At 63.5% G+C, this 11,976-nt stretch carries 9 protein-coding genes; 3 read left to right on the top strand and 6 right to left on the bottom strand.

The window, feature by feature from the left end:
• Nucleotides 1-16: 16 nt before the first annotated feature.
• Nucleotides 17-1,345 (top strand): MFS transporter, encoded by a 1,329-nt coding sequence (locus P3W75_RS24565; protein ID WP_276229921.1) that lies wholly within the window; start codon nt 17-19, stop codon nt 1,343-1,345.
• Nucleotides 1,346-1,439: 94 nt separating this feature from the next.
• On the opposite strand, the gene P3W75_RS24560 is transcribed toward P3W75_RS24565, so the two are convergent.
• Nucleotides 1,440-2,324 carry a DMT family transporter gene (locus tag P3W75_RS24560; RefSeq protein ID WP_276229919.1) on the bottom strand — a complete coding sequence of 295 codons (885 nt, stop codon included), beginning with the start codon at nt 2,322-2,324 and terminating at the stop codon, nt 1,440-1,442.
• A gap of 33 nt (nt 2,325-2,357) precedes the next feature.
• A complete protein-coding gene (locus P3W75_RS24555) occupies nt 2,358-3,314 on the bottom strand; it encodes a DMT family transporter (protein WP_276229918.1) in 957 nt (318 codons plus the stop codon).
• A gap of 118 nt (nt 3,315-3,432) precedes the next feature.
• On the opposite strand from P3W75_RS24555, the gene P3W75_RS24550 reads away from it, so the two are divergent.
• Nucleotides 3,433-4,347 (top strand): LysR substrate-binding domain-containing protein, encoded by a 915-nt coding sequence (locus tag P3W75_RS24550; protein WP_276229920.1) that lies wholly within the window; start codon nt 3,433-3,435, stop codon nt 4,345-4,347.
• A gap of 65 nt (nt 4,348-4,412) precedes the next feature.
• Here the strand turns inward: P3W75_RS24550 and P3W75_RS24545 are convergent, their stop codons facing one another.
• From P3W75_RS24545 to P3W75_RS24530, 4 genes are all read right to left on the bottom strand, one after another.
• A complete protein-coding gene (locus P3W75_RS24545; RefSeq protein WP_276229917.1) occupies nt 4,413-4,670 on the bottom strand; it encodes a hypothetical protein in 258 nt (85 codons plus the stop codon).
• Nucleotides 4,671-5,354: 684 nt separating this feature from the next.
• The gene (locus P3W75_RS24540) at nt 5,355-6,581 is read right to left on the bottom strand and encodes a Shedu immune nuclease family protein (protein WP_276229916.1); all 1,227 of its coding nucleotides are present in this window, start codon (nt 6,579-6,581) and stop codon (nt 5,355-5,357) included.
• Between the two features lie 46 nt (nt 6,582-6,627).
• Nucleotides 6,628-7,620, bottom strand: coding sequence for an ATPase (locus tag P3W75_RS24535; RefSeq protein WP_276229915.1), 993 nt, complete (start codon nt 7,618-7,620; stop codon nt 6,628-6,630).
• A gap of 318 nt (nt 7,621-7,938) precedes the next feature.
• A complete protein-coding gene (locus P3W75_RS24530; RefSeq protein WP_276229914.1) occupies nt 7,939-8,226 on the bottom strand; it encodes a hypothetical protein in 288 nt (95 codons plus the stop codon).
• 553 nt (nt 8,227-8,779) lie between these two features.
• Here P3W75_RS24530 and P3W75_RS24525 point away from each other — a divergent pair.
• Nucleotides 8,780-11,976 (top strand): filamentous hemagglutinin N-terminal domain-containing protein (locus P3W75_RS24525; protein WP_276229913.1); only part of this gene is annotated, 3,197 nt, incomplete at its 3' end.

Here is an 11,976-nt window from a genome sequence, read left to right as displayed (position 1 = left end):
ACAAGAGCACACCCGCATGATCGACCACACCCCCGCGCCCGGCTCACGCTCGGCGTTCAAGACCTTCTGCGTCTCCGGCATGGGCACCGCCCTGGAGTTCTACGACTTCGTCATCTACGGCTACGCCGCCGCGCTGGTGTTCCCGCAGCTGTTCTTCCCCGGCCTGGACCGCCTCACCGCGGTGCTGGTGGCCTTCGCCGCGTTCGGCGCCGGCTTCCTCGCGCGGCCCCTGGGCGGCGTGGTGTTCGGCCACCTCGGCGACCGCTACGGGCGGCAGAAGGCGCTGGTGGCAACCCTGCTGCTGATGGGCGCGAGCACGCTGCTGATCGGCTTCCTGCCCGACTACCACAGCCTCGGCGTGGCCGCGCCGGCCCTGCTGGTGGCGCTGCGCCTGGTGCAGGGCTTCGCTGCCGGCGGCGAGTGGGGCGGGGCGGCGTTGTTCGGCATCGAGGTGGCGCCGTGTGGCCGGCGTGGCCTGTGGGGCAGCTTCACGAGCATGGGCATCGGCATCGGCGGCATCTTCGGCTCTGCCGTGTTCGCCCTGGTCAGCCTGGCCTACAACGACGACCTCAGCGGCGTCGCCTGGCGCATCCCGTTCTGGCTGGGCGGCGTGCTGGTGCTGATCGGCCTCTACGCGCGCCTGCAGAACGGCGCCCCGGCCGAACAACCCAAGCCGCAGCAGCGGGCGCGCCTGCCACTGCTCGACGCGTTGCGCCAGCGCCCGCGTGAACTGCTGCTGTGCAGCGGCATCGCCTTCGGCTACATCACCGTGGCCTACATCAGCACCTTCTTCCTGGCCTACGCCACCGACATCGGCTACAGCAGCAGCCAGGCGCTGTTGTTCGACTTCGCGCTGTCCATCGCCATCGTGCTGTCGGCGCCGTTCTTCGGCCACCTGTCCGACCGCTACGGACGGCGCACGGTGATGATCTTCGGCGCGGCCATCATGGCCCTGGGGCTGTTCGCCTTCTTCCCGCTGCTGGGCACCCACCAGTTGGGCCTGGCGTTGCTGGGCTACCTGGCGGTGGGCTTCTTCATGGGCGCCACCCAGGGCCCGATCCCGGCCTTCCTCGCCGAGCAGTTCCCGCGCAGCATGCGCTACTCGGGTATCTCCGCCAGCTACCAGCTGGGCGCCGCGCTGGGCGGCGGCACCGCCTCCAGCGCCGCCACCGCGATCCTCATCGCCAGCGGCCACCAACCGGTCTACGTGGCCCTCTACGGCGCGGCGGCCATGGCCCTGGTGGCGATCTGCTCGCTGCTGCTGCGCGAAACCGCGCACCTGGAAATGGCAGCGCTGGACGCGGACGCCGCCGCCCCCACCCAAGCAGCCCGCGCCACCCCGTAGGATGGCGTTTCGTGTAGGAGCGAGCTTGCTCGCGAACGCCCCCGCAGCGGAGTCCGTCCGCGAGCATTCTTACTGGCCACACCCCGTCAGCCGCTCAAGCCACCGCCCTGCGCCCAACCCCCGGCAGCAACCCCAGCACCAGCGCACACCCCAGCAGAATGATCAGCGCCCCCAGCCCCTGCACCAGCGACAGCGGCTCATGTAGCACCAGCGTCCCCGCCAGCACCGCCACCACCGTCACCACGAACTCCACGCTGATCGCCTTGGTGGCGCCGATGCGCGACACCAGGCGGAAATACAGCACGTAGTTCACCGCGCTCATCACGCAGCCGCACAGCAGCAGGTAGAACACATCGGTCAGCGACGGCAGCCCCGGCGGCGGCACCCAGTACAGCAGCGGCAGGGTCAGCACCCCGCCCACCAGGAAGGCCCCGCAGGTCACCTCCCAGGAGCCCGCCGTGCGCAGGTGCAGCGCCGCGTAGTTGCTGCCGTAGGCCGCGCACAGCGCGCCGAAGATCGAGCCGGCGCAGCCGAGCACGAAGGAGGGCGTCACCGGCACCGCCGGGAAACCCACCAGCAGAAGCATCCCCACCAGCCCCAGCAGCAGCCCGGCGACGCCGCTCAGGGCGAGGCGCTCCAGCCCCCAGATGCGCCCGATGAGCATCGAGAACAGCGGAATCGCGGCAACGAAGATCGCCGCCATGGCGGTGCCGATCAGCGGTGTGGCGAAGGTCATGCCCACCAGCTGCCCGGCCACGGTGGTGGCGCCCACCACGCACAGCGGCTTCCACAGCCCTCGGAAATTCAGCGCCCGCCCGCTGAGCCTCGCCACCACCAGCAAGGTGGCGCTGGCGATCAGCGCGCGGAAGCTCACCGCGCCGACCCAGCCAAAGCCGGCCACCGCCTTGAGCAGCGCGAGGAATGACAGGCCCCAGACCAGGGCCAGGAACATATAGGCGGAGAGATCGCGGGGCTGCATGGCGTCCGGGCTCGCGTCGAAGGGTAGGGGAGGTCAGGACGGCGTGTAGGTCGCCAGCGCGCGTTCGGCCACCGGCGCGCGGTGACGCCCGGCGGCCAGCACCACGCCGCCGGCGAGCAGCAGGATCGCCAGGGTCTCCATCAGGCTCGGCAGGCGCTGCATGTGCATGAACCCGTAGGCGCAGGCGAACAGCGTCTCGAACACGATCAACTGGCCGCCCAGGCTCATCGGCACCCGGCGGGTGGCGGCGTTCCACAGGCCGTTGGCCAGCCAGGAGCCGCACACGGCGAGGAACACGCACACCCACAGGAAGGTCGTCCAGCGCTCCGCCGGCAGGCCCTGCGGCAGCGCGTTGGGCAGCAGCGCCCAGCCCAGGCCGCCGAAGGCCAGGGCCAGCACGCCGGTGACCAGGCCATTCAGCGTCGACCACTCGTGGCTGCTGAAGCGGCTGCCCTTCAGGTAGCGCGCGTTGCTGGTGGCGAACCACGACCAGCAGGCCACCCCGGCGAAGGCGCAGGCGATGCCCAGCAGACGCTCGCCGGTGCCGTGGGCGGCGCCGCTGAGCACGTTGGGGTCGAGATTGATGCAGAGGATGCCGGCGGCCACCATCAGCAGCGGCAGCTTCATCTGGCCCAGGGGCAGGGAATCGCTGTCGCTGCGGCTGAGGTAGGTGATCGCCAGCGGCATGATGCCGTTGATCAGCGAGGCGGTGGCCACCCCGGCGAGCTGCACCGCCGCCGAGAGCAGGGCGAAGTACAGCAGGTTGCCGGTCAGCGCCAGGCGCACCAGCAGGTTCAGGTCGGCGCGGGTGAGCCGGCGCAGCAGGCCGAGCGCCACCGGCAGCGCGATCAGCAGCGACAGCGCGCCATACAACGCGAAGCGCAGGCAACTGATCAGCAACGGCGAGAACTCCGGGATCAGCGACGGTGCCAGGATGACCCCGCCCCAGATCGCACCCGCCATGCCTGCATAGACCACCCCGCCTTTCATGAACCGCAACCTCGAATGCTGTGAATGCCGCCACGGTAGCCACTGTGGTAGCGTTTGACCAAGGATAAATAAGCATTCAGGCATTCCCCGGGGGAATGCCTCGCCGAGGAGCGCAGCCATCAACCCGTACCTCAGGAACCTGCCGCCGCTGGAAACCCTCATCACCTTCGAGGCGGTGGGCCGCCACGGCAGCTTCACCCGCGCGGCCACCGAGCTGTTCCTCACCCAGAGCGCGGTGAGCAAGCAGATGCGCGCCCTGGAGGAACACCTCGGCGTGCCGCTGTTCGAGCGTCAGGCGCGCGGCGTGGCGCTGACCGCCGCCGGCGGCGAGCTGCTGGCCACCGTGGGCGGCCTGCTCGACGGCCTGCAGAACAGCGTGCGGCGCATCCGCAGCCTGCACCAGGGCAACGCCGTATCGATCCTCGCGACCCACGCCCTGGCGCAGTTCTGGCTGTTCCCCCGGCTGATCGAATTCAACCGCCTGCACCCGGAAATCGCCGTGCACGTCCACGCCATCAACGAAATGGACGAGGCCAGCCTGGCCGACTACGACCTCGGCATCCTCTATGGCGCCGGCGACTGGTCGACCCTCGACAGCCAGTTCCTGCTGCCGGAAATCGTCTACCCGGTGGCCCACCCGGCGCTGGACGTGGCCGGCATCGAAAGCCTCGAACAACTGGCCGCCTCGCCCCTGGTGCAGATCGACGCCTCGGCCTGGACCTGCCTGGACTGGCGCGACTGGTTCCGCCACTTCGGCATGGACTACCGCCCGGCGCCGGGCGATCCGGTGTTCAACCAGCTGACCCTGGCCTACCGCGCCGTGCAGCAGGGCATGGGCATCGGCCTGGCCTGGAGCTTCATGGCCGACGAAGCGGTGGCGCGCGGCGAGCTGCAACGGGTCACCCGCCACACCTGCGTGACCGACAAGGGCGAATACCTGGTCTGCCTGCGCCACCGCGAACTGGCGCCCTCGGCGCGCATCTTCCGCGACTGGATACTCAAGGAAGGCGCCGCCGAACCGCCGAAGCCCTGAGCAGAAACGCCGAAGGCCGGCCCGGGAAACCCGCGGCCGGCCTTCGCTGGCGAACGCAAGGTCGCCTAGCGCGGCGCCTCCAACGCCAGCTCATACAACTGCCGCGCCTCACCCACCAGCGGCACCAGCGCCGAAGCCAGCCGCGCGGTCTCGTGGATCAGCACATCGTCGGTCTGGTGATACTCCAGCACCCGCAACATGTCCTCCACCGCCACCAGTCGCCGCGCGGCGGCCTCGGAAAGCTCGTTGGCGGGCATCGCGGAATCGATGAAGAACACCGGGTCGGGTTGCGCGTAGAGGGGAACCAGCTTGCGCTCAGTCATGGCGCACCTCCAGGGCGGAGGCGAAGGGCAGGGGGGAAAGCAGGGACAGCGAGGGACGGACAGTGGGTCGAGTGGGATTACGCATTGCCGTTACTCCTTCCGGGGAGAATGAAACCGCCGCCCCGGAAAGGGGAGGCGGATCGTGCGGAGGTCGCAGTACCGGTACGAAGCGCTAGAAAACCGGCCAGACCGAAGCCTGCCCCACACGATCCGCCACGGGGCACTGCCCCAGGCACGAAAAAGCGCCTAGACAGATGCTGCGGCGCTTTGTGGGCGCTTCGTCCTCGGGCTGCGACACCCGGCCACGGGATTGACCGTGACAGGGACGGAATCTATCGATCGATTTCGTAAGACGGCAAGGCGGAAATTGCGTGGGAAAATTCTAGGTTAGGTAGTCGCCAAGGGCTCTGGATCTTGCCTTTGTGGTGGGCTGCATTCCACCCAAGGGCGCCGTTGCCAAACGGCAGAAATTGGCCAGAAGCAGACGTTTAGAGTGGAGGAAATTAATCTGCCCCTTTTCCCGCCCTGGATAAGATCAAGCGCGAATCCGTCGCGAACTTCAGGGCAAAGCCTTATGTAAGTCTCTCATGCGGGTGAGGAGTGTCCTTGCCCCTTTCGCTAATGCAGCTTCATATTGGTACTTGTTTTCGTGGTTCTATAAAGTTTTCTTGATTAGATTTGTCGTTAGATGCTAAGGGCCGTGATTGTGTTATCGAGCCTTCGGAGTAAATCATCATAAGTAATGATATCTATCATGTTGGCGTACTTTCTCTTGATTATTTCAAAGTCCAGAAGTTGATCGTGAGTCATGTTGGAGCCGCCGATTTGATCGCGTCCTACGATAACAATAGCTTTAGGGTTTGATATCTTGATTTTCATTCCCGCTGGCAATTGATTGGCGTATTGTTTGGTTATGCTTTCTTCACCCTTGACGCCCCATTTTGATAGATGGAAAAGATACTTCTCCGCCTGCATTATGCTGCCGCTCAATTCCGAGGTTGGAATATTGTTCCCACGGTATTGGCTCTTGCGAAGAATTTTATCATCAAAGGGCTTTTTGACTTCAATTATGTCAAGGTTGCCATTCGCGTCGATCAAAGCTATGTCAATGAAGCGATTGGTTTTGTTTTTCGGGTCGCTGTAATAGTCGTGGATTGTGACGTTCTCAAGAGTTTTTATATATTTTGGAAATAGAAGGAGCAGGAAGGATAGCATCAATTTCTGCCAGTCGCTCTCAGACCAATTCTTCTTAGTGTCTAAGGCATCCTTTATTAGATGTCGGATTAAGATGTATTTCTCAATCTCCAGATTTTTCAAAGCGTCTAAATCTATTTTTCCCAGGCTGCTGAGTGACTTTTTCTTATTTAGGTAATTCTCATAGCGTCCCCGAGCATCCTTCATACCATCTAGGTACTGAGAGATTATGGTGTGGACGCGAGCCCCTGCATATCGATTTAGTTCGTTGGTGTTAGGGAATTTTTCAAGTAGCTCCTCAAAGACGTTCTTTGGGATGGCGTCTTGTCGCGTACCGCCAATCACAATAGGATTGGAGTGTTCTAGCAGATCTGATAGTCGGCCGAAAATTGAAACATTACGCTCGGCAACAAATGTTGATCTTTTTAGTGTTATGTCATGACTTATATGCACGTCATTTTTTATGTCGAGAATGCGCGCAGGAATCTTTATGTAATCGTTTTGCAAAGTACCGAACTTAAATAGGCATGGAGACTCGTCATCGATTTTTTTATTTTTTGGATGGTTAAGCAAATCTCTTGGCGTGAAACAAAATACTCGGGATATTCTTACTTTCTTGTGAGTATTTAGTTCCTCCCGGACCCATTTGTTACTAGGTTCAAAATCGGTTTCGTATTCAAGGTATACGTTTGTGGCGGTGTTTATGAATTTGATCATAGGTCACTCTTCTTAACATTCAATGGCCCGTCGCGCATTGTTACGCTTAGCCTGCACCGGTAGGTGATGCTTCGTGGGCAGACTCAGAGACCTTCTTCTGGCCGGGGATCACTACCAGTTGCTTCAGATCATCGACCTGCAAATTGATGCTCTTCCCGGTGGGGGAAAGGGCTAGCTGTCCCAAGGCGAAGACACGGAAATAGTCTGCCTCCTCTTGCTGCAGCAGCTCATCGAGGTAGCGCTGGAAGCGGTACTCGCCCATTTGCTCTTTAGACACGTAGAGAAAAACGAGCTTGCCATCAAGGCGGTCGTAGAACTTGAGCTTGAAGCCGGCACCATAGCGCCCGACCAGAGTCGCACCGCCATGGAGAACACGGTTGGAGGTTCCCAGCTTGGCGTACGAGATGCTTCTGAAAAACCAAGACAGTGGCATCTCGCTTTCGCCCACCACCCGCAGCCTCATCGCCTTGAACTCTTCTTCCGAGAGTTCCTGTCGCGCTTGCCGATAGCATTCAACCAGCCGCTCAAGACTGCTGGTACGATGGTTCCTGGACTCTTTTTCGCTCCGGCCTACGCCTTCGCTTCGATTTCCACCAGTGACTTTGTCGCCATCCGGAGTACCACTTGTTGATCCGCTCTCTGCAGGTTGTCCCGCATTGGGTTCGAATACATCGATGTAATCATGCAGCTTGCGCCGAGCTCGACGGAGGAAAGCATCTTTCTCGCTTTCACCAGGCAGTTTGCCGTCGACCTCCTCGGCGTCTTCATCGATCATCCACTCACAATTCGGTGAGTGCTTGTAGCTGTTGTTCTCGCGAAAGTGCGCTCCCCGGTAGGTGTCGTTGGGTTGCTTGTCATAGTTGACGGCAGTGATCTTGGGTTTCGTTGCGAGGTCTCGGCACGATTCGTTCGAGCACAAGAAATCGAAGCGACTGCGGGGAAGCGGAAGCGAGAAGAATGCCCGCCGAGCTTCAGCAATGGAGAGCACTTCACCGAGCTGGACGCAGTAGGCACGTATGATTGGCGTTCTAGTTGACATCTATTGAGATTCCCTGATCTAGGCCGTCCAAGATTATGCCCTGTCGCCGTACCTCAACAACATTCGCCCTGCTCATGAAGGACTCGTGCGAGCTCTGGGGCATGGATCGTATATGGGGACAGATTTATTCCCACTGATCCAAATATCTATCCGATTGGACAGGAATGGAGCGACGAATACAAATCTGTCCTTATTTTGTAGTCCCTATTTCGTATGATTGATTAATTCAGATGCTCTATTAGCGCGCAGCAAATCCGCGCAATCAGGCACGCATGCAGCACTACTTCGCGCTGAACCTCCTTGCCACTCCATCACACCTCACCATGACACAGCTACCTCCGCCACCCGGCTCCGGCGATCCATCGCCACGGCAACGGCGACCATAAGAATGGCGAGCGTGTAGGCGAATAGCCCCAGGTTGACGCCGAGAATCAGTTTCTCCGAGCCGTCGCTGAGCACCATCGAGCCGCCGTAGCTTGCGCGCAGCCAGTAGCTCAGCAGGAAGCCGCCGGTGACGAACAGGGTCAGCCAGCTCGGCAGGCACAGGTCGTGCCTGATCCATACCCGCCACAGGCTGAACGCGCCGATCGCGGTGTTGGTGAACAACTGCCATACCTTGTGCAGCCGCGCGTGTGGTGCCCAGGCGGAGTTGAAGACTAGGTCAGCGGGCCGGTAACGCTCTGAAGAAAGCCTTGCACGCTGTACAGCGGAACTGCCGTTGCCGCTTGCTGGTAAAACCTTGATGCATGCGGGGTGATTGCAAGTCGCTCCATAACGCCATCAGGTGGACCATCAGTCGAGCATCTTCTTTGCCCTGCCATTCCCTGCTCGATGGATATCGAGCGAGCGGGACCGTCGAGTCGATTTCCGCTGTGGGCAGGGAGGCCTTTGCGCTGATGGGGTCTGGAGTGGGGCGCTGGATGGCCATTCCGGGTTCTTGGCAGAGGCTAGGAGCGGGTAGCGTTCAGGAGGGCGAGCGATGCCGAATATGGCTGCCAATCGCATAGATCTGCTGAGGTCGTCCAGGAGGGCCCAGGCCTGCCGCTGAAGGGCTTTCGGAAATTTCCTTCGCATGAGCGCTTGGAACCCCTAAGTGTTCGCGCACTACCGTGCGCTAGGGTGCGCTGGCCTCTTGCTACCTCCCCGCGAGCCCTTCGTCATGAACATCCGCCATCCCCTCCACCAGGCCATCGCCAGTGCCCTGGCCGGCCTGCTATTCCTCAATCCCATCGTTGCCACGGCGGCGCAGCTCGCGGTGGACGCGGATGCTGGCGGCAACACCAGCCTGGGGGCGGCGGGCAACGGCGTGCCCCTGGTCAATATCGCCACGCCGAATGGCGCGGGGTTGTCGCACAACAAATTCAGCGACTACTCGGTGGGCCAGCAGGGGCTGATCCTCAACAACGCCACCGGCAAGACCGCCAGCACCCAGCTCGGCGGCATCGTGCTGGGCAACCCGAACCTCAAGGGCCAGGCGGCGCAGAAGATCCTCAACGAAGTCACCAGCGGCAGCCCGGCGCAGTTACGCGGCTATACCGAGGTGGCCGGGCAGGGTGCGCACGTGATCGTGGCAGCGCCAGGCGGCGTGACGTGTAGCGGCTGTGGCTTCATCAACACCCCGCGCGTCACGCTCACCACCGGCAAGCCGATCCTCGCGGGCGAGCGCTTGCAGGGCTACGACGTCGACGGCGGCGCGATCAGCATCGAGGGCGCCGGGCTCAACGCGGGCAATGTCGACCAGTTCGAACTGATCACCCGCAGCGCCAAACTCAACGCCGAGCTGTACGCCAAGCAACTCACGGTGGTCGCCGGGCGTAACACGGTGGACGCGCAGACCCTGGCCGCCAGCGCCAAGCCCGACGACGGTAGCGGCAAGCCGCAGCTGGCCATCGACAGCGCCGCGCTCGGCGGCATGTACGCCAACAGCATCCGCCTGGTGGGCACCGAGGCCGGCGTTGGCGTGAAGCTGGCCGGCAACATGGCGGCCAGCGCGGGCGATATCCGGATCGACGCCAACGGCAAGCTGGAGCTGGCCCAGGCCTCGGCCAGCGGCGACCTGGCGCTGAAAGGCCAGGACATAGCGCTGAACGGCCCGGCCTATGCCGGCGGCAGTGCTTTCGTGCAGGCCAGAGGGGGATTGAGCAATGCCCAGAGCCTGGCGGCGGGTTCCAGTGTCCAACTGAGCGCCGCGCGCCTAAGCAACAACGGCGTGATCGAAGCCGGCGTCAATGCCGACAACAGCCGCAACGCCCAAGGCGATCTCTTCATCACCGCGCAGGCCCTGCGCAACGCTGGCAGCCTGATCGCCTCGCGCAACCTGAGCGCTAACGCCACATCACTCGACAACCGCAACGGCCAGATCGGCGGCCAGCACATTCAGGTCAGCGGCGGCACCCTCGACAACCGCCAGGGCCTGTTCGCCGCCGGCCAGGGCCTGAGCCTCGACCTCGACCACCTGGACAACCGCGAGCAGGGCCTGCTCAGCAGCCGGGGCCGGCTCACAGGCCGCGTCGGCAGCCTGAACAACCAGCAGGGCGGGATCACCGCCCAGGCCGTCGCGCTGCAGGGTGACAGCCTCGATAACCGGGGCGGCCGGCTGTACGCCGACACCGCGCTGGCGCTGGACCTCGGCACCCGCCTGGACAACTCCGCCGGCGGTACGCTCGGCAGCGCTGGGGGGGCACTGCAACTGCGCGCCGGAGACTTCGACAACCGCGCTGGCATCGCCCAGGGCGCCACGCTGCGGCTCGACGCCAACAGCGTGGCCAACAGTGGCGGGCACCTGGCGGCCACCCAAGGCGACGCCCGGGTGAACAGCGCCGGTTTCGACAACTCTGCCGGTAGCCTCTTCGCCAGCCAGGCCCTGGTGGTGACTGCCGGCGACTTCCTCAACCGCGGCGGCCAGGTGGGTGCCCGGGACATCGACTTCAGCCTGCGCAGCACGCTGGACAACACCCTCGGCCTGATCGAAGCCGGCAACCAGCTCACCTTGGCCGTTGCCGTCCTGACCAACAACCAGGGCCGTCTGCGCGCACTAGGCCCACAGGGCACCACCCGGATCACTACCAGTGGCCTGCTGGACAACCGTAACGGCAGCCTGGAAAGCGCCGCGCAGAACTTGTTGATCGGCAGCGGTTCTCTGCTGAACGACGGCGGCAACGTGCGCCACCTGGGTAGTGGCCAATTCGGCCTCGACCTGGCCCAGGCCGGCCTGGCCGGCGGCCGCTTCATTTCCAACGGTAGCCTCAGCTACCAAGCCGCGAGTTGGACCAACGCCAGCCTGATCCAGGCCCGCGACTTCAACCTCGACATCGGCCAACTGACCCAGACCGCCAGCGGACAACTGCTGGCCACCGGCACCTTCAAGGGGACCGGCGGCGACTGGACCAACGCCGGCCGCCTCACCAGCGACGGCAGCCTCGACCTGAACCTCGGCGGGCGGTACAGCGCCACGGGTGAACTGAGCAGCCTGGGCGTGCTGAACCTCCGCGCCGCCAGCCTGGCACTCGACAGCGCCGGCAGCATCGCTGGCGGGGCGGACACCACCATCGCCACGCTGGGCAGCCTGGACAACAGCGGCCGCCTCACCAGCGACGGCGACCTCAACGTCCGCGCCGCCAGTCTGAACAACCACGGCACCCTCGGCAGCGCCGCCAATCTGCGCGTCGAAACCCCCAGCCTGCTCAACGAAAACGGCCTGATCTTCAGCGGCGCCGACCTGACCCTGCGCGTCGGCAGCTTCACCAACCGCTTCGCCGACGTCTTCAGCCTGGGCGCGCTGGACCTCGCCGCCGACGACGCCGGCAACCGCGCCGCGCGCCTGGACAACCTCTCCGCCACCCTGGAAAGCCAGGGCGACATGCGCCTGAACGTCAGCGCGCTGAACAACGCCCGCGCCGTGCTGGTGGTCAACGATGCCGGCAAGTACACGGCGCAGATCGTCGAGGTGAATTGCTACAAGTACCTCAACGACTCCATCGCCGACTGTTCCGGCAAACGCAACGGCGTCTGGGAAATCACCGAGCGCGACAAGCTCGAAGTCCTGCAGGCCAGCGCCGCCTCGTCGATCAGCGCCGGCGGCGACCTGCGCATCGACGCCGACCAGCTGAGCAACGCCAGCAGCCAGATCGCCGCCGGCGGCAACCTCTACGCCACGGTGAACCGCCTGACCAACCAGGGCGTGGTCACCGGCGAGATCGAGACGTTCCGCGTGTTCGTTTCGCAACGCACCGAGCACATGGGCAGCTGGCGCGACGAGGCGGACGCCTTCAGCGACCAGTTCTGGTACGAAAGCCCGAATTACCGCGACGACCCAGCGGGTCTGGCGGCAGGCCTCAGCCACTTCCTCGCCCGCAC

It is taken from the genome of Pseudomonas citronellolis, from assembly GCF_029335315.1.
GTDB classification, from domain to species: domain Bacteria; phylum Pseudomonadota; class Gammaproteobacteria; order Pseudomonadales; family Pseudomonadaceae; genus Pseudomonas; species Pseudomonas citronellolis_A.
This window is presented reverse-complemented; position numbering and strand designations above follow the sequence as displayed.

Bases quoted from the DNA above. Each gene is read 5' to 3' on its own strand.
- P3W75_RS24565 (WP_276229921.1), top strand. From the start codon at position 17: ATGATCGACCACACCCCCGCGCCCGGCTCACGCTCGGCGTTCAAGACC.
- P3W75_RS24560 (WP_276229919.1), bottom strand. From the start codon at position 2,324: ATGCAGCCCCGCGATCTCTCCGCCTATATGTTCCTGGCCCTGGTCTGG.
- P3W75_RS24555 (WP_276229918.1), bottom strand. From the start codon at position 3,314: ATGAAAGGCGGGGTGGTCTATGCAGGCATGGCGGGTGCGATCTGGGGC.
- P3W75_RS24545 (WP_276229917.1), bottom strand. From the start codon at position 4,670: ATGACTGAGCGCAAGCTGGTTCCCCTCTACGCGCAACCCGACCCGGTG.
- P3W75_RS24540 (WP_276229916.1), bottom strand. From the start codon at position 6,581: ATGATCAAATTCATAAACACCGCCACAAACGTATACCTTGAATACGAA.
- P3W75_RS24535 (WP_276229915.1), bottom strand. From the start codon at position 7,620: ATGTCAACTAGAACGCCAATCATACGTGCCTACTGCGTCCAGCTCGGT.